The organism is Litoribrevibacter albus (assembly GCF_030159995.1).
In the GTDB taxonomy this organism is placed as follows: domain Bacteria; phylum Pseudomonadota; class Gammaproteobacteria; order Pseudomonadales; family Litoribrevibacteraceae; genus Litoribrevibacter; species Litoribrevibacter albus.
Genome location: NZ_BSNM01000011.1, coordinates 464,011 through 483,624, shown reverse-complemented (window position 1 = coordinate 483,624; position 19,614 = coordinate 464,011). Strand labels below are relative to the sequence as shown.

General features: G+C 45.2%; 25 protein-coding genes. 15 read left to right on the top strand and 10 right to left on the bottom strand.

Going from position 1 to position 19,614, the window contains the following annotated elements:
• Nucleotides 1-164 precede the first annotated feature (164 nt).
• From QQL66_RS09280 to QQL66_RS09260, 5 genes are all read left to right on the top strand, one after another.
• Nucleotides 165-542, top strand: a complete 378-nt coding sequence (locus tag QQL66_RS09280) for a nuclear transport factor 2 family protein (protein WP_284380931.1) — start codon at nucleotides 165-167, stop codon at nucleotides 540-542.
• A 97-nt stretch (nucleotides 543-639) separates the two neighbouring features.
• Nucleotides 640-1,386: a type I methionyl aminopeptidase gene (gene map, locus QQL66_RS09275; protein WP_284380930.1), complete on the top strand. Its 747-nt coding sequence runs from the start codon at nucleotides 640-642 to the stop codon at nucleotides 1,384-1,386.
• Between the two features lie 102 nt (nucleotides 1,387-1,488).
• Nucleotides 1,489-1,938 carry a lysozyme inhibitor LprI family protein gene (locus QQL66_RS09270; protein WP_284380929.1) on the top strand — a complete coding sequence of 150 codons (450 nt, stop codon included), beginning with the start codon at nucleotides 1,489-1,491 and terminating at the stop codon, nucleotides 1,936-1,938.
• 132 nt (nucleotides 1,939-2,070) lie between these two features.
• The gene (locus QQL66_RS09265) at nucleotides 2,071-2,883 is read left to right on the top strand and encodes a DODA-type extradiol aromatic ring-opening family dioxygenase (RefSeq protein ID WP_284380928.1); all 813 of its coding nucleotides are present in this window, start codon (nucleotides 2,071-2,073) and stop codon (nucleotides 2,881-2,883) included.
• A gap of 61 nt (nucleotides 2,884-2,944) precedes the next feature.
• The gene (locus tag QQL66_RS09260) at nucleotides 2,945-3,271 is read left to right on the top strand and encodes a DUF1801 domain-containing protein (RefSeq protein WP_284380926.1); all 327 of its coding nucleotides are present in this window, start codon (nucleotides 2,945-2,947) and stop codon (nucleotides 3,269-3,271) included.
• Nucleotides 3,272-3,396: 125 nt separating this feature from the next.
• Here the strand turns inward: QQL66_RS09260 and QQL66_RS09255 are convergent, their stop codons facing one another.
• Together QQL66_RS09255 and QQL66_RS09250 are read right to left on the bottom strand one after the other, a co-directional pair.
• On the bottom strand, nucleotides 3,397-4,572 hold the full coding sequence (locus QQL66_RS09255; RefSeq protein WP_284380923.1) for a fumarylacetoacetate hydrolase family protein: 1,176 nt from the start codon (nucleotides 4,570-4,572) through the stop codon (nucleotides 3,397-3,399).
• Nucleotides 4,573-4,575: 3 nt separating this feature from the next.
• Nucleotides 4,576-5,421 (bottom strand): MipA/OmpV family protein, encoded by an 846-nt coding sequence (locus tag QQL66_RS09250; protein ID WP_284380921.1) that lies wholly within the window; start codon nucleotides 5,419-5,421, stop codon nucleotides 4,576-4,578.
• Between the two features lie 116 nt (nucleotides 5,422-5,537).
• On the opposite strand from QQL66_RS09250, the gene QQL66_RS09245 reads away from it, so the two are divergent.
• The 3 genes from QQL66_RS09245 to QQL66_RS09235 all read left to right on the top strand — a co-directional run bounded on the left by QQL66_RS09245 (nucleotide 5,538) and on the right by QQL66_RS09235 (nucleotide 7,410).
• Nucleotides 5,538-6,173, top strand: a complete 636-nt coding sequence (locus QQL66_RS09245; RefSeq protein ID WP_284380920.1) for a TetR/AcrR family transcriptional regulator — start codon at nucleotides 5,538-5,540, stop codon at nucleotides 6,171-6,173.
• A 62-nt stretch (nucleotides 6,174-6,235) separates the two neighbouring features.
• Nucleotides 6,236-6,610, top strand: a complete 375-nt coding sequence (locus QQL66_RS09240) for a hypothetical protein (protein WP_284380918.1) — start codon at nucleotides 6,236-6,238, stop codon at nucleotides 6,608-6,610.
• Between the two features lie 209 nt (nucleotides 6,611-6,819).
• Nucleotides 6,820-7,410 (top strand): hypothetical protein, encoded by a 591-nt coding sequence (locus QQL66_RS09235; protein ID WP_284380916.1) that lies wholly within the window; start codon nucleotides 6,820-6,822, stop codon nucleotides 7,408-7,410.
• A 69-nt stretch (nucleotides 7,411-7,479) separates the two neighbouring features.
• On the opposite strand, the gene QQL66_RS09230 is transcribed toward QQL66_RS09235, so the two are convergent.
• A complete protein-coding gene (locus QQL66_RS09230) occupies nucleotides 7,480-8,046 on the bottom strand; it encodes a TetR/AcrR family transcriptional regulator (RefSeq protein WP_284380914.1) in 567 nt (188 codons plus the stop codon).
• A gap of 144 nt (nucleotides 8,047-8,190) precedes the next feature.
• Here QQL66_RS09230 and QQL66_RS09225 point away from each other — a divergent pair, with 144 nt between their 5' ends.
• From QQL66_RS09225 to QQL66_RS09210, 4 genes are all read left to right on the top strand, one after another.
• Nucleotides 8,191-8,643 carry an HPP family protein gene (locus tag QQL66_RS09225; protein WP_284380913.1) on the top strand — a complete coding sequence of 151 codons (453 nt, stop codon included), beginning with the start codon at nucleotides 8,191-8,193 and terminating at the stop codon, nucleotides 8,641-8,643.
• Between the two features lie 114 nt (nucleotides 8,644-8,757).
• A complete protein-coding gene (locus QQL66_RS09220; protein ID WP_284380912.1) occupies nucleotides 8,758-9,318 on the top strand; it encodes a hypothetical protein in 561 nt (186 codons plus the stop codon).
• A gap of 77 nt (nucleotides 9,319-9,395) precedes the next feature.
• The gene (locus tag QQL66_RS09215) at nucleotides 9,396-9,716 is read left to right on the top strand and encodes a hypothetical protein (RefSeq protein ID WP_284380910.1); all 321 of its coding nucleotides are present in this window, start codon (nucleotides 9,396-9,398) and stop codon (nucleotides 9,714-9,716) included.
• 8 nt (nucleotides 9,717-9,724) lie between these two features.
• Complete coding sequence (locus QQL66_RS09210; RefSeq protein ID WP_489146132.1) at nucleotides 9,725-10,192, top strand: hypothetical protein; 468 nt, start codon at nucleotides 9,725-9,727, stop codon at nucleotides 10,190-10,192.
• A 16-nt stretch (nucleotides 10,193-10,208) separates the two neighbouring features.
• Here the strand turns inward: QQL66_RS09210 and QQL66_RS09205 are convergent, their stop codons facing one another.
• From QQL66_RS09205 to QQL66_RS09195, 3 genes are all read right to left on the bottom strand, one after another.
• Nucleotides 10,209-10,415: a hypothetical protein gene (locus QQL66_RS09205; protein WP_284380907.1), complete on the bottom strand. Its 207-nt coding sequence runs from the start codon at nucleotides 10,413-10,415 to the stop codon at nucleotides 10,209-10,211.
• Nucleotides 10,412-10,927, bottom strand: coding sequence for a type VI secretion system amidase effector protein Tae4 (locus QQL66_RS09200; RefSeq protein WP_284380905.1), 516 nt, complete (start codon nucleotides 10,925-10,927; stop codon nucleotides 10,412-10,414). The genes QQL66_RS09205 and QQL66_RS09200 overlap by 4 nt, the downstream gene beginning before the upstream one ends.
• A 190-nt stretch (nucleotides 10,928-11,117) precedes the next feature.
• On the bottom strand, nucleotides 11,118-12,020 hold the full coding sequence (locus QQL66_RS09195; protein WP_284380903.1) for a LysR family transcriptional regulator: 903 nt from the start codon (nucleotides 12,018-12,020) through the stop codon (nucleotides 11,118-11,120).
• Nucleotides 12,021-12,200: 180 nt separating this feature from the next.
• Here QQL66_RS09195 and QQL66_RS09190 point away from each other — a divergent pair, with 180 nt between their 5' ends.
• Complete coding sequence (locus tag QQL66_RS09190) at nucleotides 12,201-12,809, top strand: FMN-dependent NADH-azoreductase (protein ID WP_284380902.1); 609 nt, start codon at nucleotides 12,201-12,203, stop codon at nucleotides 12,807-12,809.
• A gap of 146 nt (nucleotides 12,810-12,955) precedes the next feature.
• Nucleotides 12,956-13,786 (top strand): pirin family protein, encoded by an 831-nt coding sequence (locus tag QQL66_RS09185; protein WP_284380900.1) that lies wholly within the window; start codon nucleotides 12,956-12,958, stop codon nucleotides 13,784-13,786.
• Between the two features lie 121 nt (nucleotides 13,787-13,907).
• Here QQL66_RS09185 and QQL66_RS09180 read toward each other — a convergent pair whose 3' ends face one another.
• Nucleotides 13,908-15,098 carry a GGDEF domain-containing protein gene (locus QQL66_RS09180; protein WP_284380899.1) on the bottom strand — a complete coding sequence of 397 codons (1,191 nt, stop codon included), beginning with the start codon at nucleotides 15,096-15,098 and terminating at the stop codon, nucleotides 13,908-13,910.
• 165 nt (nucleotides 15,099-15,263) lie between these two features.
• The gene (locus QQL66_RS09175) at nucleotides 15,264-15,578 is read right to left on the bottom strand and encodes a hypothetical protein (RefSeq protein WP_284380898.1); all 315 of its coding nucleotides are present in this window, start codon (nucleotides 15,576-15,578) and stop codon (nucleotides 15,264-15,266) included.
• Between the two features lie 303 nt (nucleotides 15,579-15,881).
• On the opposite strand from QQL66_RS09175, the gene QQL66_RS09170 reads away from it, so the two are divergent.
• Nucleotides 15,882-16,634, top strand: a complete 753-nt coding sequence (locus QQL66_RS09170) for a DnaJ domain-containing protein (protein WP_284380897.1) — start codon at nucleotides 15,882-15,884, stop codon at nucleotides 16,632-16,634.
• Between the two features lie 534 nt (nucleotides 16,635-17,168).
• On the opposite strand, the gene QQL66_RS09165 is transcribed toward QQL66_RS09170, so the two are convergent.
• Both QQL66_RS09165 and QQL66_RS09160 read right to left on the bottom strand, forming a co-directional pair.
• A complete protein-coding gene (locus tag QQL66_RS09165; protein ID WP_284380896.1) occupies nucleotides 17,169-18,887 on the bottom strand; it encodes an isovaleryl-CoA dehydrogenase in 1,719 nt (572 codons plus the stop codon).
• A gap of 73 nt (nucleotides 18,888-18,960) precedes the next feature.
• Nucleotides 18,961-19,575 (bottom strand): TetR/AcrR family transcriptional regulator, encoded by a 615-nt coding sequence (locus QQL66_RS09160; RefSeq protein WP_284380895.1) that lies wholly within the window; start codon nucleotides 19,573-19,575, stop codon nucleotides 18,961-18,963.
• Nucleotides 19,576-19,614: the final 39 nt, after the last annotated feature.

The window sequence follows — 19,614 nt, the reverse complement described above, 5'->3', positions numbered from 1 at the left end:
TAATGAGCATGCATAACTTTGTCTCAGAGTCTCTTACTCAAGCACTGAATCCGTCAGTTCGAATTTATACATTTGGTTAATTTTTAATTATGTAAGTATCAATTACGGCTTTATGCTGTGTTGGTCAATACTTTAATTTTTAATTAAAAATATCAGGGAAGATAATGAACAACGAACAACAAATTCAACAAGTTATCACCACCTACTTTGAGTGCATGTACGAATCAAGTGCACAGAAAGCACACGATGCATTTCATCCTAACGCGATGATAACAGGTTACATTGGTGGCGGGTTGCAAGAGTCGACCGTTGGGCAATTCGCAGAGTTGGTTGCTTCTCATCAGCCGTCGCCAAAGGAAAAAGGCGAGGATGCCATTCTTGATGTGTTATCCATCGAAATTGCGGGTGATACGGCGGTGGCGAGAGTAAGAGATGCTTATCTCGGTTTAATGTTTTTAGATACGTTGTCACTGATTAAAGTCGAAGGGCAGTGGCAGATCTACAATAAGCTTTTCCATGTGGAAGGCGAAGTTAACAATTAATTGATCTTGAATATCAGAGCTTGAGTTACTGCGGAAAAACGTCCTTTGGGTTGAGTCAAAAAGGACGTTAGCTATTGAAATTACCCGGAATTCGAATATGACCCTCGAAACAGAAGAAGATTTAGCAAAGCTTAAAGCGATTGGCAGAATCGTTGCGTTGACTCTGCAGAAAATGATGAAAGCCACCGAGCCAGGGATGACCACGTGGGAGCTGGATCAGATTGGTAAGAAGCTTCTTGAAAGTTATGGCGCGAACTCGGCTCCTAAAGTGACGTACGATTTCCCTGGTTATACCTGCATAAGTATTAATGAAGAAGCAGCCCACGGTATTCCTGGCAGTCGTGTGATTAAGCCGGGGGATATTGTCAACATTGATGTGTCGGCTGAAAAAGACGGCTTTTTTGGCGATACAGGTGGAACCTTTGTAGTGCCGCCGAGCAATGAACTTAAAGACCGACTTATTGCTTCGACGCAACGTGCGTTAAGCAATGCCTGTGTTAGCGCAAAAGCCGGAAATCCTCTCAATCTGATTGGTAAGTCAATTCAAAACGTAGCAGAACAGACAGGCTTTCGGATCATTAAAAACCTGTGCAGTCATGGCGTTGGGCGAAGCTTACACGAAGAGCCCACTGAAATTTATGGCTATTACGAGCCTCGTGATAAGAGACGACTGCATGAAGGTTTGGTGATTACCATTGAGCCTTTTTTATCTACAAAAAGCAGCTTCGTTAAAGAAGGTTATGATGGTTGGACCTTGCTTGGTCAGGAAGGCAACTTGTCGGCGCAGTTTGAACACACGATGGTCATTACCAAAGGCAAACCGATATTGCTGACTGTGGCTTAGTTTGATGTGTTCTGTTGATTAATCCTGATTTTAGATTAACGAAATTTGAGCGGGTGTTTGACGAAATTTAATTTCAAACCCGCTCACAAGAAAGTACATGGTATGCACATAATTCTGTCATTAATATTTTCTCTTTCTTTGTTGTTTTTGTCTTTTGGTTCTGTTGCTGAAGATGCTGATCCGTGTTCGGAGATGCCTCCCGAATGTCGATTTAATCTACTTTATGATGCTGTAGATAACGAGCTTAATCAGACGTATAAAGCCATTGTCAGCAAGATAAATTCAGGCGGTTTTGATGACTTCATGGTGGATGCGGATTACATCAAAGAAGGGTTAATCAAGAGTCAGCGAGCCTGGTTGAAATTCAGAGATACGAACTGCAATGCGTATTACCGCGTTTGGAGTGGTGGCACGTCCAGAAACGCCGATGAGCTTCTCTGCCTAAGCAAAATGACAGAAGAACGTACCCAGTTCTTGGATCGCTTATATCTCCAAGGGGAGTTGATGGAACTGCCTGCTATTCCATCGGATCTGAAAGAACGATTTCAATAGTTTTTATTCAGGTTTCATATTTTCTAACGCCTATCGGGTAGCAGCTGTACCGCATCGAACCAAACAGCCAAATATTCGACTGATGACCTAAGGTATATAACAGGTTTATTCATTCTCAATTGGTATCGGCTTATGACAAACAGCGGTAGGGCGAACAGCTATAAAGCACTATTTCTTTCTCACGGTGGTGGTCCTATGCCTTTATTGGGTGATGTGGGGCATCTGGAAATGGTCGAGTGTCTGCAAGGCATTGTCTCCAAGATCCCTAAACCCGAGGCTATTGTGGTGGTTAGCGCGCATTGGGAGGCCGAGCTGCCAACCATTACGTCAGGGGCCAATCCTTCGCTTATTTATGATTATTATGGGTTTCCGGATGAATCCTATGAGATTCAATATCCATGTCCAGGCAACCCGGAATTAGCAAAAAAGATTCATAGTTTGTTAGCCAATGCAGGTATTGCTTCCCGGCTCGATAGTGAACGCGGGTTTGATCATGGTCTGTTTGTACCGATGAAAATTATGTACCCAGAGGCTGATATCCCGTGTGTGCAACTGTCGTTAGTTAACTCACTGGACCCTGAGGAACATATTGAGATTGGCAAAGCGCTTCAGTCTTTGAGTGACGATAATGTGTTGGTCATCGGTTCCGGGTTTTCTTTCCATAACCTGAAAGCGTTTTTCCAGCCGGAGAGTGCCGAAATTCGACGGTTGAATCATGAGTTTGAGGAATGGTTGTTAGATATTTGTGGGGATCAGGAATGTGAGGAAGATGAGCGGGCTGAAGCGCTCATTCGCTGGGCTGATGCACCAGGAGCGCGTTTTTGTCATCCACGAGAAGAGCATCTGATACCCTTGCATGTGTGTTATGGTTTGGCTCAAGCGCCGTGTACCGAGCGCTTTGAACTCAAAATTCTCAATAAGAAGTCGAGCATGTATCTGTGGTGATGTGTTCATTCTTTGAAAGAAACTAAGCCAGTACTCTCAATGGATTAAAAGGATTTAAAACATGAGTGACCAAACCCTGCTTTTGATGTCGCTTGCGGAACAGTTGGAAGACTTTATCCAGACCACTGTGCCCAGCGCTGAAAAAGTATCTAAGTATGGCGGTGTGCTGTTCACCTTAAAGCCGGAACAAAAAGAAGGGCAGTTCTGTGGCGTTTTTATTTATAAAGAACATGTACAGATTTCTTTTAGCCTGGGTGCTGAACTGGATGATCCTACTGGTATGTTAGAGGGCACCGGTAAGCGCCGTCGTCATGTAAATTTTAAAGACGCTACCGATGTGAACTATGACGCTCTGGAAGGTTTGATCAATCAGGCGTCTTTACGTTAAACAATCCTGTTTTCGGCTGGCTTTCACCTTCTAATAAGTACCTGCTCATGAGTACTTGCTCATAAGTACTTGCCCATGATCAGTGGCCGGTCATTCGTTATAAATAATTTGTTGACGATGAAACGCTATTCTACCGTTAAGTTAATCGTGCCTAACCAATCGGCTTTCAGTGTCAATTGATCGCCTTCTTGTAAAAAATGACCCTCTTTAAACAAGTCTTCGATGTAGGCGTTCACGACGTATTTTTTGATGCTGACGTCAGACGTTAAGAAAGCCCCTGTGATTACATATTTCAGCCCGTGTTGGATCTTATACCACAGGCTGGGTGCTTTCATAATCACGCCTTCCGGCGTACCTGTGAGGATACTGGCGCTTGGTTCAAGCTGACCGTTGGGCAACCAATCAGGTTCGTTTTCCGAATAGGTATCTCGGCCAGTCTTTTGGGCTAGGAAGATATCCTCAATGATTCTTTCTGTGGACCAAATCATGTGGCGGGTGTTGCTCTGTTGACGTAGTTGTCCGTTGAGCCAGAGAGACAATTCCAAGTCTGCCAGGAACTGACGGTTGTTTTTCGGGATCACCATATAAGGGCCAGTAGGAAAGTAGGTCGGAGAGCTTTTGGCATTGCTGAATCCTTTACCGCTTTGAAGGTTATTTAAGTCCAGTTCATTGAGTAGCCTTGCTCTGTCGGTGAAGTCACCGCAAAGAAAATAGCCAAAGGAGGCTTCTTTCATTTTTGGTTGTGTAATGCTGTTTAGTGGTTGTGTAGTGGTGTTTAATGCTTGTGAAATGCTGTTCAGTGGTCGTGCACAGATTTCCACTTCGTAATCGAGCAGCCGGTTAGGTGCATATGAAACGGCCTCTTCTCTGGTGGCTTTTACGGCCTTTAAGAAGGTGAACGGTTTGTCTTGTTGATTTACTTCCGCAGCGTGTTCTGCATAGTTCAGCCCGACCGCATAGTGCAGTGAGTGGGTTCCTGCCGGGCTCAGTAGTTGCTGGTATGGGTAATCTTTGATGTTTTCTTTTGATGCGGTCGTTAGATGTTGAACGATTTTGTCATAGCCAAGCGCATTGTAGAGCTCAATCGGAGAGAGAGATCGGGTCGAAAGAGCTCGGTTGAACAAGCTTCCAAGGTTGATGCCTTTTATGTTCTCACCGTTATCTTCTAATACGGCGATGGTTTGAGTCACGCCTTGGTGACGGATCTCTGCCAGTGTCAGCCCTTGCTCAAGGGGAAGGATAGTATTGGCTGACACGCTGAGCGCAGGCAGCCAAGCCATTAACAAATACAGTGCTTTCATGAATCAGTCTCCTAAGCGATAAAATACACCAAGCCCGACAAAATATTGAGTGCTATCACCCGCTTTGACGATGGGGCTGTCTTCTGCGTCAGCTAATAGCTGAGAGACGCCCAAGCGCACAAACCCGCCCCAGTTAGGACTGGTAAAAATTCCGATGTTGGTATTGAAGGATATGTCCCGAAATGAGTGTGATGCTTGATAGTCTTCGAAGCCGGATTGAGCCGCGTCCGTTGGGTTTACACCAAAATAGGTGTTCATGTAATCCTCGTTGGCGTAGGTGGTTTCCAATTCGAATTCGACTTTGAAAGGCAGTATTAAGGGCAATTCATAGGACGCGGAAAGTGTTCCGTAAGCGCCTTGGTGTGCATTGCTGAGATCATGGAAGAGCGCCATGCGAAACTCTAAGGCGTCGTCGTTCAGCAGAAGATCGGGCACTTCTCTCGACAAATAGATTCCCGCATTGAGGGCGCTATCGATTTCTTCCATTCGGGCAACGGCTGTATTCTCGACTTCGGAATCACGCCCGAAATCCAGCTCCGTGGTTAGCCCCGCTTTCCAATGGTTGTGTTGAAAGAGTTCAGCCCGAGCGGTTAACCCTTCAATCTCAATCGGTGTCTCGAAAAGGCGGGCCTTTGAAATCAACATGGGAACGGCCTCGTACTCATCACTGCCTTGGTATTCTGTCGTTAAGGCCGGACCGAGAATAATGAACTGAGGGTCATTCTGGGCCTGAGCTTGGTTAGCCAGAGTCAAAATCAGCACGGGCGTTATGGCGTGTAAGCGGCCATACCATGTTGATCGGAGCCTGATGAACCGAGAGTCAGCCATCAAGGTGTTCGAGAAGGTCATAACGATCTTTCCTTTTAACATATTCAGTACGGGTGGTTGTGTTATCAGTCGAACGATGGATATAGTGTATTTTTCAACAGCCACTACGAATACTCGCATTAAGATGGGCCTTTCTAATGTCGGAAGAAACGAGTTTTCCCCTTAAAAAACAACCAGTTCAGAAACGCTCACAGTTCATGGTGTCGGCCATTAAAGAAGCGGCTGCTCGTGTTTTGAAGGATCAGGGCGTAGATGGATTCAATACCAATACCGTGGCAGAGATAGCGGGTGTCAGTATCGGTTCGCTCTATCAGTACTTCGGATCAAAAGAGGTACTGATTGCCGAAGTGAAACGAGCGCACTTTAAGGAACTCAGGTCCTTATTTGCTCAAGTACAACAAAACCTGAAAACGGATCGGTTACAGGAAATGGTGGATGCCTTTATCGATGCCAGTGTTCAAGGCCATCTGATTGACCCTGAATTGCATCGCGTATTAAGTCAGGATTTAAACCATTTTCAGGTGAAGGAAAACGACAGCAGTGAGGAGTCCATCCTCTGTAAAGTGGAAAGTGCACTAAGTCATTATCAAACTCAGTTGAGACCGGGGTTAGATGTCTCAGTCGCGGCACAAATGGTTTATACCCTGGTAGAAAATACCGTGCATGACTTGGTGTTGAACACCAACGATCAGACGAAGATGGCGCTGATGATTACAGAATTAAAGCACATCGTTTTGGTGTATCTGCAAGGTGAAACCTCGGTTTCGCGTTAGGCTGTGAATACTAATTCCTTTCGGTATGTTCTTAACCGGACTTATCGAAAAAGGAAAATAATATGGAATATGTCTTAATTGTTGCGGCTGTCTATAACCTGATTGGTGCCTTTACTATGTGGTTTCAGCCGGTGCCTGAAAGTACGTCGGATGCGTCTATGCCTTTTGATTACATGCAGTATCGGATCTTCACCGGCGGCACCGCATTTGTATTTGCCCTGATTTATTTGTACGTCTTTTATGTTCCTGCGTCCGCCGTCCCTTTACTGGTGTTTGGTATTGCCCTCAAGCTGTGGTCGTTCATTGCTTCTCTGATCAGTTTCAAAAAATACAGTTTCCCTAAAGAAGAGTTTTTGAAAGTCGGTGTGGGAAATTTAGTCTTCGCTATTTTGTTCGTGCTTTATCTGGTGACGAGTACGGATATCATTAGTCAGTAATAAAGGAACTAAGTAATTAAGGAACGTCTGAGCAAGCCCCGCTTTAATATCTAAAGCGGGCAATCTATCTGCTCATGGAGTTGGAAGCGTTGATTGATATTTAGTGGTTGTTACATACTTTTTGTTTTGTTTGGTTTTCACATACAATGCCTTGATTCACTGGGTGCTGGTTTTCAACGATAGCTAGCCAAACAAACAAGGATGAACCAATGAAGCGTGTTGCTTTGCTCTCTTTTCTTTCACTCTTTCTTTCTGGATGTATTGCTTATTATCAGGGTCCAAACCATCGTGATATCGAGAACACGGCTTTTGTTCATAGTTCCATAACCTTTGGGGAACTGGAGACTAAGAACTTGGCGAATAAATATGAACTGTCCTTTTGGCTTGAATATCGTTATTTGGATGGAAAACCTCAGGAATACCCAAGCACTCGGACGTTTGAGCTGACTAAATATTATTCCCCGACAGCTGATAGTCCGGATTATCAAGCGGATACACCTGTATCTGACTATCAAACAGTGTCGGATTTTCGTTTCAAAGGCATATTAGATTACGACTATAAGACCTGTACTTTGCGGTTAAGTAATAAGAAAAAATTTAACTTTGCCAGCAATAAGAAACCCCCTAAGGCAGTAACTTTGACAGGCAAGTATGATCGAAAAGAGAGATCAACCATCTACATGGCTTATACCGTTCAGGAAAGTGACATACCTGAATTGATTGGGCAGGTGTTTTACACAAAAACATCCTTCCTTGTGTGTCTTCATAACTCACCCGAATACAAGGCGTCAGTGCGTTAGCGCTGGTACTTTCCCGAGCTGATTATTCAGTGTGGCGCTATTCTGTATCAGCCAAGTATCAGTCGTGTTTCAGGAATCAGCGCCTTCAAGGTTTCCAAGCGTATTTAAGAGCTTAATACACTTACGTGGGGTGGAAGGATCATGCTCCACGTACGCGGTATTGATGGCACCTTCTTTCAAGAGGCAGATGGCATCCAGTAACGGCGTATTGGAAAAGGGCATATGCGTTTTGATTAACTCTCTTACGCGTTGCTTATGTGCTTGGCAATACAGGGAAATGTCGCTGTTCGGATCACTGAATTCGGCCGATGTATTAACGAAGAAACACCCTCTAAAATCCCCCAGTTCTGGTGCTGCGCCTGAGAACCATTCTTCTAGAGCATTGAATACTTTTTCAACCGTCTGTTGGTTGGTTTCTGCGCCAGCAAGTCTGTTGTCCAACCACTGAACAAAGATCTCATCTCGTTGTTTTAGCGCTGCTAATAGCAAGGCTTCTTTGCTTTCAAAGTGTGTGTAGAGCGTTTTCTTGGCAACTCCGGCCACTTTCAGAATTTCATTGATACCAATGGAATGGATCCCTTTCTCATAGAACAGCTTCAGTGCGGTATCGACCAGATGTTGGCGCTTGTCACTCATTATTTCTCTCCTGTTTGAATGCATATTGACATGGGTAGACCGACTTGTCTACTATGTGAGGTAGACAGGTCGGTCTACTTTGCTGAAAAAGGGATGTACCTATTCAAACACTCAATGAAAACGAATCATCTATAAGGACGAGCTATGAACAACTTTCTGTTGGCAATATTTGCTGGTATTGGCGCTGCGCTGGCCATCGGTGTACTTGCCTATTCCGACGCGGAAGTGTCTTCTGTGGTATTAATCATGGCGCCATTCGGCGCAACAACGGTGCTTGTTTTTGGTGTGCCGGACAGTCCATTGGCTCAGCCAAAGAATGTGATTTTCGGGCACTTAATTACCGCTTTTATCGGCGTGTTCTTTACTCAGTTGGTTGGCGTGACGCCTCTGACATTAGCTATTGCCACCGGGCTTGCCGTGAGCGCAATGCTACTCACGAAAACAACGCATCCACCGGCAGGGGCGAATCCGTTATTAATCATGCTGACGGGGCAAAGCTGGCTGTTTTTACTGACGCCGGTTTTAGTTGGCGCAGTGGTAATCGTGCTGGTGGGTAAAATGATGAAACGGCTGCAAGGTACTTTAGTGTCATCTTAATTTCTTGATCTTCATGGTGTCTGTTTAGCGCTGTCGAATGATTAGGAGTGGTTAAGGTATGGTTTATTTGGTAGCTTAGCGATCTCATAACTAATCAGACAAGATTTTGGTGCTATGAAGAAATTGGTGATGCTTTTACCTTTCGTCTTGGTTATTTCTGGATGCTTCTATGCTTACCATCCGCCTAATTATCGCGCACCAGAAACTCCTGGGCGGAAGGTAGCTGAAACCAGTTTTGGTGGCATGGAAACCTATGGTGAAGCCACTAAGTACGATCTGATGTTTATGTTTCATTATGATTTTAAGCAGGGGAAGCGTCCTAAGTACCCTACGGGGCGGGATTTCAGACTGACCAAGCAATACTCCAAGTTTGCCGACAGCCCCGAATTCAAACAGGACCCATCTCAGTTTATCTACGGCTATCGGAAAGTGTCAGGTTATGAATATAACGGTACATGGGAATTGGATCGGGACGCTTGCATCCTGATTCTTTCGAATCAGAAAACAGGTCTTTCAATCACAATGACTGGTACAGTGGATCGGCTCGTGGAACACGCTTACATCAAAGGGCAGTATGTCACCCATATGGCGTATACCGTGATGGATTCAACCTTGCCTGAATTAACAGGACAGCGGTTTGTCGGTGACGATAGGGAATTCGTCTGTAAAAAATAAGCGAAACTGATTTATAGTCGACTGGCTTAACGTACGCTGTTTTGACAATATCACTCAGTTTTGATTAAGGATGATCAATGACTTTAGCATGGACGATTTTGGGATCTTTGATTACCTTTGTCGTGTTTATCCTAACGATTCCTGCAATGGGCTTAGCGGGTGCAGGGTTGGGGATGAACAGGCAGTTAAATGATAAAAACACAGTCTATCTGTTGCCTCGTTATCTCTGGGGGGCAACATTCTGGTTTACGGTTTCTGCACCCTTATGGACAATTGTTTTGGCTTGGGTGTTTTTCTTTTTTGATTTTTCGTCTGCATGGTACTGGTGGTTTCTAGTGCCTTATCCAACTTATGTCATAGGATGGACAATACAAAGCATGGAGTTAGAAAGGAAATGACGGTGACCATGATTAGCTTTGAACTTCAATCCAAACTGGATGAATCTGCCGATACCTTATCAAAGGCATTATTGACGATGGGTGGAGTCAATAATGAGCTGGGACCTTATATCCGAATGTCGGCTCCGGCGCGGTGGTCCTCCATGTCGTTAGCTGACTGGCCTACCAATGAAGTCTTGTTTACCAGTTGGATTACTTTGTTTGGGGTACTTCCGATTGATCTGCACCGGTTTAAGTTTGAGGAAACCAACGAGCAGGGGTTTAAAGAAACGTCCAGCTCTCTGATGAATCGGGCCTGGCATCATTCTCGTTTGATTACTGAGCTTGATGAGGGCTGTTTGGTCACTGACACAGTGCAATATCAAAGCAAATTAGGTCCGGTAGGGCGTCTCTTTTTACCTGTCTATAAAGCCATTTTTAAACATCGACATCGTCGGCTAATTTCACGATACGGTCAGCTCTGTGCTGTGAAATAAGAGGGGAGCGGGCAAGTTATTCTTTGTTGGAGCAGCGATATCCAATGATTAAGCCCACGATTAGAAATACTCCGGTTACTCCGAAGAACACTTTGACGTTTCTCGTGGCTTCATCTTCGCCTTGATAGAGTGGTCCCCACAGCTGTCCGGCAAGATAAAAGAGCAATAGACTAAGAAGGCAGCCTGCAACCCCTCCCAGAGTTGCAAACATTACTTTGCTCATTTCAGCGCTTTCCAAAAGATGATTTTTTGTGAAGCTTCAAAATCAGACCAGACACCTTCAATGGAAAGCCCCATGTTGATTCGAATCCAGGAAGTCCAATCTGTTAACCTTGAACCGTTCCATAAATCAATGTGATCACCGGTTGGCTGGTCGGGGGCGTCGGAATTTCGTAACCAATAATCTTTAAAGAAAATGATGCCCTGTTGATCTTCAATATGATCCTTAAAGTCGGCAACCGGAATGCTCACTCCTTCTGCAAAGGAGGAGGGGCGATGCTTCTGTAAAGCATTAGCTAATTGCTCTGCACGTAAAATATGGCCTTCGGATTTTGGGTGATGCCAGCAGTGCTCGGCACCTGGTAAGGTTGTGGTATCAAAGCCGCAGAGGGCCAGGGCATTACCTACTCTAATGGCGCATTGGTTGGAAAAGGCGGGTTTGCCATCGACCATACATGGCGTATCTACATCACTGATGGTGGCGTGTGCTTCCCATAAATCGTCGAACTTGATCATCTGTCATTCCCTTTTCAGATAGTGTGTTTTGACCCGGGTTGTTTAAGCGGATTGCCTTAGTCCAACCCCAATTGTCTGCTGAAAGCAAAGTGCCTTTGAGCGTTTCCTTTGCTCGCACAGATTGTCATGTCAGTGTTCAGTTCCTGTCTCAATGTTGATCAAGTGTAGATCAAATCACACGATGTTTGGTTCAGGCGTCTTTATTTTGGCAGTTCGGGGCATTACAGATCTCAGTCAGCAGTTCGGCCAGCTTTAATGTACCTGGGCCTGCCTGATCCGGATCTTTAAACACCAAATAGCTTTGCACATAACGCTCGCCGCCATCTTTCAACGGTAAAGGTTTGAGAATACCTTGTTCTAACTGATTGCGAATTCGGGTGACAGGCAGCCAGGCAAACCCTAAGCCCTGACTTACCTGGTCGATGGCGATGCTCATTTGGTTTACCGACCAGCGTTGCTCTGCACCCAACCAACCGGAATCTACTCGCTTACGGCCGGAGTCCATGGTCACCAGTTGACGTTCGCGTTTTAGATCTTGCAAGGACACCGGCTGACCGGATTGATGCAACGGATGATCCGGGTGAGCTACCGGTTGGAATTTTACATTTAGCAATGGCTCCCCTAGAAAGCCTTGAGGCACCGTACCTGTGATCGCCAGATCGGCGGTGCCATCAATCAGCGCTTCATTGGTGCCGGAAAGAACAGTCTCTCGGAATTCAATACGAGTATCTGGCGTGATTGACGCCAGTTTATTGAGGGCTTCAGTGACAATGCAGGTCGGGAAAATGGCGTCCATAACGATATTAATTTGAGCTTCCCAGCCTTGAGACAGACTGGAGGCTACGCGCTCTAACTCATCGGCTTCCCGTAATAAGGTCTTGGAACGTCTGAGTAACACTTCGCCGGCATCGGTTAAAACAGCCTTTCTGCCTTTAATTGTCAGTACTTTTGTACCCAGCTGTTCTTGTAACTTCTGGATGCCATACGTAATGGTCGACTGACTTTTGAAAAGTTTTTCGGCGGCTTGGGCGTAACCACCGTGTTCAATGACTGCATGAAACATTTTCCACTGATCAAGTGTTACCTTGGGCATATCGTCTGACTCTTCTCTTCGATAAAGCGTGAATTGGCTTGCTAACTATCAATCTAATCGATCATTTGTATTAAATCAATCGTCTTTTTTATCAGTTTAGACGATATAAAATGATTTCATCACTTAGGAACACAACGAAACACTGTTAGACAGTAAAGCAGATTTGATGAGGTTAGATATATGGCTAAGGCACTAGTAATCAAGAGTTCAGTTTTTTCCGGTCAGGGCGAATCTTCTAAATTGGTGGATCACACCATCGAGACGTTGAAGAATGAAATTCCTGGGGTTGAGATCATCGAGCGCGATTTGGGATTAGAACCTATCGATCACTTGAGTGGTGCAACCACCGCTGCATTTTTCGCAGAGAATCCAGCTGAGTTATCGGAAGATCAACAAGCGGCATTGGCATTGTCGAATGCACTGATTGAAGAGTTGAAGTCGGTTGATTATTTGGTACTGGGTGTGCCTATGTATAACTTCGGTATTCCTTCCACATTAAAAGCCTGGATCGATCATGTAGCTCGTGCCGGAGTCACTTTCCGTTATACCGAAAATGGCCCGGAAGGTTTGGTCTCAAACGTTAAGAAAACGATCATTACCGCTGCGCGTGGTGGCATGTATAAAGGCACGCCAAAGGATACTCAAACAAACTATCTAAAAGATGTGTTGGCGTTCTTGGGCATCAATAATGTGGAGTTTGTGTACGCAGAAGCGCTGAATATGGGTGAGAAAGAAGCGGCAGTACAGCAAGCGCAGAAAGACATCAACGCTATCGTTGAGGCGCTGTAACTTATCCATAACTTCCTTTTGCTGGTGGCTTTTGCTGGTGGCTTTTGCTGATGGCTTTTTTTGATGGCTTTTGTTGATGGCTTTTGTTGATGGAATCAAGCAATGAGTCGCGGTGAAAGGAAGTGAACAAAACATCGGGAGGAAGTATGTCAAAGCTACAAGTATTTCAGGCTAGGTCTGCCTCCGATGGGGCGGGCGTAAAAATTAATCGGGTGTCACACATGACGAATCCGACCATTATGGACCCGTTTTTGATGCTGGATGAAATCTATTCAGATCAGGCAGAGGATTACATCGAAGGGTTTCCTCCACATCCTCATCGGGGATTCGAGACCGTCACCGTAATGCTCAAAGGGCAAATGCGTCACCAGGATCACCTAGGGAATAATGGCCTGATTGGTTCCGGTGGTGGGCAGTGGATGACCACAGGGCGTGGTGTGATTCACTCTGAGATGCCGGAGCAAGACGATGGTTTGCTGCATGGATTTCAGTTGTGGTTGAACTTGCCAGCGAAAGATAAGTTACAACCTGCAAGATATAAAGACATGCAAGCCGGTGACTGGTTTGAAACTGAGCTGGATGGTTTGACGATCAGAGGCTTGGGTGGAACATTGGTCATTAATGGTCACACTTTTCAGGCCCCCATTGATTCCGGGAAGACACAAGCATCGGTGTTTACCCTTGCAGGTCGATCTGGCGATGAGCTAGAGGTCAGTCATCCAAATAACCAAAAGTTTTTTGTCTACGTCTATCAGGGGGCTATTCAGGTTCAAGATACAACCTACCAACGAGGCAGTTTGTTGATTCTGGATGACACAAAGCAGGTGAACCTGGCCATGACGGAAGACAGTGGACTGTTGGTGTTGTCCGGGCAACCTCTGAACGAGCCTGTTGCTCAATATGGGCCATTTGTTATGAATACCATGGACGAGGTGGAACAAGCACTTCGGGATTATCGTAACGATAATTTTGTTTAGGCTGTACAGTATTTATCTGATTGGATTGACTTGTGATCTGATGGACCGAGCTCATGCGCCTGCATGAGCTCGATATGTTAATTATTCTCAATAAAGCTTGCTGTCGTTGTTGAGAGTGTTTTTAAGGATCAACCGACTCGACTCGATTTCTTCCGTTAAGCTTGGCTTGATAGAGAGCCTGATCGGCGATTTTCTGTAAATGCTCTTGTTCTCGTCGTTCGAGATCGGATGGAATGGTACTGGCAACCCCTATACTGATTGACAACATACCACCGGCAGGGTGAGCTATTGTTTGGTTATACACTTGGCGGCGAAGTTTTTCTCCCAGCATCATTGCGTGATCGAGCGTCGTGTTCGGACAGATCAGGATAAACTCCTCTCCACCGTAGCGAGCTAACAAATCGGTGCTGGAACGTACGGATTCCTTCAGCGTGGTGGCAACCTCCACCAAGATTTCATCCCCTTTATGGTGTCCAGCCAGGTCATTGAATTCTTTGAAACGATCGATGTCGATCATCAGTACGCTGAGATTGGATGAATCGTTGAAGGCCTGTTGCCAAAGTTCCGGATAGCGCTCATCCAAAAAGCGTCGGTTATACAGACTGGTTAATTGATCCATGTGGGAAATGTGTTCGAAGCGTTGCTTTTCCTGATAGAGGCTTTGATTCTCGGCATTGAGTAGCAAGCTTTGTAGATAGGACCGGCGCAGGCCGTAATTGACCTGGTAGTTACTCACAAGACCGAAGAAGGCGACACCAAAAAAGATAAATAGATTGTTCATAAAGATATCGGGTGGTGACGCTTGAGGAATGCCGATAATTAAGCCGTAACTGAGAATCATCAATGTGGTGCTGATCAACGCATACATGAAGGGTAATCGAGCCAGAGTGCAGCCAAGCATAATGACCAGCAGCGTGCCGCTTTGATAATAGTGCTGTCCTTGTTTAGCGGCCCAATAGCCTAGAAAAACGATGGATGCATTGATCAAACATAAGACGATGGTTGCCATAATGTATTGCCAACGGGTATGTGGCCCCCATTTCAATAAACAAAGAAACAGGGCGCCCGGAATGGCAATCGTAGAACGAAGCAGAATACTTTTATCGAGCAATTGAGGAATGATTAACGAGTCGGCCAGAATAAACCCAAGATAGAAAGCCAAGCCAACTATGAGCGGAAATAACGCCGCCCGGAAATAATGATCAAAGAAAAAGCGTTGATATTGCTTTTCTAATGATGCGTCTGGAAATGCCAGCCGTTTGAATCCATGATCCAGCGTGGCTTTGATTTGATCGGTAGTACAGTCGTTCACTTGGGAACATCTTCCGTCTAAAGCTGGTTTAGCTATTTGTTCTTGTCATTATAGGTGGGTGTACTTTTCGTCGAGTCGTTATTCACGTAAGCACTGAACTCAATAGTACACAGAGGGTCAAATAGTGCGTTGCTCTTTTCAGTATTGCAACTGAAATTGTTTACTTTATGAGCTGAGTCTCATGCTTTGTGTTCTTTGCAACCAGTGAATCATCGCTTTCGTGTCAGGCAGAATTTCGACGCCTTTACAAAGGTCGGTAAGGAAATCAAATACCATTCGGGTTCGCTCGGAGCCGGACACAATACCTACCTGTAAATGCTGTTGTATTCGAATCAGTTCTTTCATCGCGCAAAAGCCGATTGAGTATTTGCTATGAGGAAAGAACAAAATTGGTTTTCTCTGACCGGTCTCAGCAATGTGTGCTTTGATTTCTGATATACATTGAGACGTAAGCTCATAGCCAGGGTGAGGTACAATCACGACAAAATCTTGATGTACAGTTATGGTATGGTGTGCGGTCTGTATTAGCATGTACTGTAAATGTATTTCCAAAAATGTGATCAGGTTCGATATTTTACTGGATTATGACGATTGCATTTTGTCATTTTGTATCTCAATCGAAACATTTTGTTCGGCTGAGTTTGTCGATTCTTTGTGGTTGATTCACTTCAAATGAATTGTAGTGGTTTGATTCGTATTAGTTTGAAGTGTCTTAGTTTGGTCTGTTTTAGTTTGAAGTGTCTTAGTTTGGTCTGTTTTAGTTTGATTCGTGTAGGTTGGTAGATGTCTAGATTTCTCTTACTTGTCGCAATTGTCTTTATCGGTTGGTACGCATTTCGTTGGTGGAATCAACAGGAATCCAAGCCAAAGGGGAAGGTGCTATGGACTTATGGGCTGTGGGGATTGGCTGGCCTGCTTATCTTGTTGTTCCTTACAGGGCGGGCTCATTGGATTACTGCGGCTATTGGTGCGTTACTGCCGTTAATGAAGTCAGCACTTCCTTACCTGCAACGGCTTATTCCTTACGCGTTTCAATGGCAGCAGCGCAAACAGCAGCAACGTCATTTACACGGTGAGTGGGTAGAACTGAATGTCAGCCCAATGTCAGGCAAAGTGAATGGCACGGTATTGAAAGGCGGGTTTAAAGGCCGGCATTTGAGTGACTTATCAGAGTCAGAGCTTAAACAACTCTTAAGAGATTGTTTGGCTAATGAGATGAAGTCTGCACAGTTATTGGCTGCCTTTCTACAGCAGGTGTATGGCGATCAATGGCAAAGCAGCTTTGCGGATGTATTGCATGAACATAATGCGGGGCAGTCTGAGAAGGCTGACTTTAACGGTAATCACCATTCAGGCCGGATGTCTGAACAAGAAGCCTATGAGATTCTTGGCGTGGATAAAAACGCCAGCAAAGAAGACATTCTCAAAGCATACAAATCTTTAATGCAGAAAGTACATCCTGATCGCGGTGGCAGTGATTATTTGACGCGTTTGGTGTCGGATGCCAAGGAATGCTTGTTAAAACGCTTTAAGTAATTGACTGGGCTGACTTGAACAGAGTAATGGCTTATTTCGGGCAAAAAAAAAGGTCCGGAAAACCCGAACCTAAATAACAAAAGCTAGCACTTAAGGAAGCATTAACCTTGCGTGAATTCTGTAAGAAGACCTACAAAGCTAATCTAATTCTCAGTATATGAAGGATGTTCGAATTGGTCTGTAGAAGTTTTTGGGAAGGATTGTTCAATAATTGAACCGATCAAAAAGCGGTGTTCACGACTGCGAAAAATGATCCAACGGGAGAATGTTTTAGCAAAGACTTTCCAAAACATGCAGGCATAAAAAAGCCGTCCAAAAAAGACGGCCAAAACAAAAATGAAAGATCCAAAACGCTCTCAAACGCTCACATACTGTGAAAGGATGTGAACATTGTCACACTTGTATGAAATTTAATCTGTTGTGTTTTTGTTATAAATTCCGATGTCTGAGATTACATTTGGTTACAGAGTGATTTTTATGGTCAAAAAAACGTCAAGAAATCACTCTTTTTGTCACTAATTATGATGATTTTCCTTAAAGTGATGCTCTACTAATGTAATCCTTAAGATTGAATTTGTTGATGTTTTGAGTCGGTATCGTGCCAAACAAATTACCTGCGTCAGGGTTGAGACGTGCGGCACAGAATAAGTCTGAAACCATCTCGTTACCTGCATTTATCAATACGCTTGCTTGTAATAAAGTGGCTAATTTTTCAACAATGATTCGGCCCTGAGATTCGAAACTCGACAGATCTTTCAGCATATTGTTTGCTTGATTGAAGGCTAAATCGAAGTCTGAATTTTTACCGTGCGCAGAGTTTAATTCATGCAGTAAGGCATCGAGTGTTTTAGGAGATTTTTGTATTGCCCGAAGCACGTCGAGACATTGCACGTTGCCACTGCCTTCCCAGATTGCATTGATCGGGGCTTCACGATAGAGCCGTGGCATGATGCAGTCCTCCATCACAGCGGCACCCCCGATACATTCCATCGCCTCATAGGCATGAGCCGGCGTGCGTTTACAGATCCAGTATTTACCAACGGCTGTTCCTATTCGCAGCAATAACGCTTCGTGCTCATCTGTTGCCATATTGTCTAGGGCTCTGGCCATACGGAAGGACAGTGACATAGCGGCTTCACTTTCCAAGGCCAGGTCCGCCAGCACATTTTGCATCAGTGGTTGATCGATCAGTGTGTTGCCGAACACACTGCGGTGCTGTGCATGATGAATGATCTGACTGACGGCCTGACGCATTCCGGCTGATGAGCCTATCATGCAGTCGAATCGGGTTAATGCCACCATTTCAAGAATATTTGCCACGCCTCGACCTTCGTCGCCAATTAACCAGGCAACGGCACCACGGAATTCCACTTCACTGGACGCATTGGAGACATTTCCCATTTTATCTTTCAGCTGCTGTACGTGCAGTGGGTTGCGGGTGCCATCGGGTTGCCAGCGTGGAACCAGGAAGCATGACAAGCCGCCTTCTGCTTGCGCGAGGACGAGGAAGCCATCACACATAGGCGCAGACAGGAACCATTTGTGCCCGACCAGTTGGTAGAGTTCTCCCGGGCCTGGTTGTGCAACGGGCGTTGCTCGGGTGGTATTGGCCCGGACATCCGAACCGCCTTGCTTTTCGGTCATGCCCATACCGATGGTTAAACCGGACTTCTCGAAATAGGGTTTGTTGCTTGGGTCATAGTGCGTTGAGTGAATTTTAGGCAACCACTCTTTTGCAACGTTAGGCTGTTTCAAGAAGGTGGGAGTACACGCAAAGGTCATGGTAATCGGGCAACCGTGACCGGCTTCTACCTGACTTTGCATATAGGTCTTGGCTGCACGGGCAACATGGGCACCAGACTGGGGATGTGTCCACGGGCTGGAATGCAAACCGTGCTCAATCGACTGTTGCATCAGGTGATGATACGACGGGTGAAAGTCTACTTGATCCACTCGACGGCCAAAGCGGTCATGGGTTTTGAAGCTCGGCTTGTGTTTGTTTGCCAGGAAGCCCCATTCGATGACGTCTGAGGAACCTGTGAGTTTACCAAATTGGCTGAGTTCTTCGTTTGCCCAGCTGCCTCCGTTGCGCGCGACCGCTTCTTGCAGTGCTGTATCCTGAGTATAAATATTTTGATTTTCTAGTGGATGCAGTTGGTTAAACACTTCATGTGTTTCAGATAACACCTGGCTGTTATTGTTCTGGTTTTTATTGCTCTGGTTATTATTGTTATTGCTGCTGTGGTGAGTCATCTCTTTTGCCTATAACTTAGATTGACGTTTAAATTCTGTCTTTGAGTCGTTTCTTTTGTTGCTGCCTTTAAGGTCAGGCCCTTTGTGATATCGCCTTCATACAAAAGTCCACAATGTCCGAGGTCAACTTTTGACTCTCAATCGGATTGCAGTTGTTTGGGGATAGGGGACCAACCAGTGCCTCGGTAATAGCACCAACAATCGCTGTAGCTGCAATCATCGGGGATTGTTCTCGAAAGTCGCCAGCTTCAATTCCTTCGCTAATCAAATCGGAAAATTGTTCTGCGTAGGCTCGTCGAAATTGCAAACGGGTTTCATCCAGCATGCTGTCTACCGGCTCGGCTATCAGCGCGTAAGCCAATCGGCGACCTTTAATCGCACGGTAAGCAAACTCGGATAAGGTCGTTTTCATTCGTTGATAGGGCGACTTGCCAGGGGTTTTGCAGGTTTCGGTGACTTTTGCCAGCTCGATCTTGGTCGCTTTTAAGAAGATCTCTTCGCAGAGTTCGCCTTTTGATGCGAAGTATCGATAGACAGTGCCAGTAGCAACTTGAGCTCGTTGAGCAACTCTGTTGATTGTGAGCTGAGTGAAACCTGCCTCTAGCACAAGATCTAATCCTGCATTAAGAAGTCGTTCCCGACTTTCGGCTTTTTTAGCCTGAGTGTTGGCAGTAGCACGATAAACCATAGTGTGAATCTCGATTCATATTTTGAAGAAGTGAACCAC

Coding starts and splice junctions, on each gene's coding strand:
- QQL66_RS09280 (WP_284380931.1), top strand. CDS start 165: ATGAACAACGAACAACAAATTCAACAAGTTATCACCACCTACTTTGAG.
- map (WP_284380930.1), top strand. CDS start 640: ATGACCCTCGAAACAGAAGAAGATTTAGCAAAGCTTAAAGCGATTGGC.
- QQL66_RS09270 (WP_284380929.1), top strand. CDS start 1,489: ATGCACATAATTCTGTCATTAATATTTTCTCTTTCTTTGTTGTTTTTG.
- QQL66_RS09265 (WP_284380928.1), top strand. CDS start 2,071: ATGACAAACAGCGGTAGGGCGAACAGCTATAAAGCACTATTTCTTTCT.
- QQL66_RS09260 (WP_284380926.1), top strand. CDS start 2,945: ATGAGTGACCAAACCCTGCTTTTGATGTCGCTTGCGGAACAGTTGGAA.
- QQL66_RS09255 (WP_284380923.1), bottom strand. CDS start 4,572: ATGAAAGCACTGTATTTGTTAATGGCTTGGCTGCCTGCGCTCAGCGTG.
- QQL66_RS09250 (WP_284380921.1), bottom strand. CDS start 5,421: ATGACCTTCTCGAACACCTTGATGGCTGACTCTCGGTTCATCAGGCTC.
- QQL66_RS09245 (WP_284380920.1), top strand. CDS start 5,538: ATGTCGGAAGAAACGAGTTTTCCCCTTAAAAAACAACCAGTTCAGAAA.
- QQL66_RS09240 (WP_284380918.1), top strand. CDS start 6,236: ATGGAATATGTCTTAATTGTTGCGGCTGTCTATAACCTGATTGGTGCC.
- QQL66_RS09235 (WP_284380916.1), top strand. CDS start 6,820: ATGAAGCGTGTTGCTTTGCTCTCTTTTCTTTCACTCTTTCTTTCTGGA.
- QQL66_RS09230 (WP_284380914.1), bottom strand. CDS start 8,046: ATGAGTGACAAGCGCCAACATCTGGTCGATACCGCACTGAAGCTGTTC.
- QQL66_RS09225 (WP_284380913.1), top strand. CDS start 8,191: ATGAACAACTTTCTGTTGGCAATATTTGCTGGTATTGGCGCTGCGCTG.
- QQL66_RS09220 (WP_284380912.1), top strand. CDS start 8,758: ATGAAGAAATTGGTGATGCTTTTACCTTTCGTCTTGGTTATTTCTGGA.
- QQL66_RS09215 (WP_284380910.1), top strand. CDS start 9,396: ATGACTTTAGCATGGACGATTTTGGGATCTTTGATTACCTTTGTCGTG.
- QQL66_RS09210 (WP_489146132.1), top strand. CDS start 9,725: ATGATTAGCTTTGAACTTCAATCCAAACTGGATGAATCTGCCGATACC.
- QQL66_RS09205 (WP_284380907.1), bottom strand. CDS start 10,415: ATGAGCAAAGTAATGTTTGCAACTCTGGGAGGGGTTGCAGGCTGCCTT.
- QQL66_RS09200 (WP_284380905.1), bottom strand. CDS start 10,927: ATGATCAAGTTCGACGATTTATGGGAAGCACACGCCACCATCAGTGAT.
- QQL66_RS09195 (WP_284380903.1), bottom strand. CDS start 12,020: ATGCCCAAGGTAACACTTGATCAGTGGAAAATGTTTCATGCAGTCATT.
- QQL66_RS09190 (WP_284380902.1), top strand. CDS start 12,201: ATGGCTAAGGCACTAGTAATCAAGAGTTCAGTTTTTTCCGGTCAGGGC.
- QQL66_RS09185 (WP_284380900.1), top strand. CDS start 12,956: ATGTCAAAGCTACAAGTATTTCAGGCTAGGTCTGCCTCCGATGGGGCG.
- QQL66_RS09170 (WP_284380897.1), top strand. CDS start 15,882: ATGTCTAGATTTCTCTTACTTGTCGCAATTGTCTTTATCGGTTGGTAC.
- QQL66_RS09165 (WP_284380896.1), bottom strand. CDS start 18,887: ATGACTCACCACAGCAGCAATAACAATAATAACCAGAGCAATAAAAAC.
- QQL66_RS09160 (WP_284380895.1), bottom strand. CDS start 19,575: ATGGTTTATCGTGCTACTGCCAACACTCAGGCTAAAAAAGCCGAAAGT.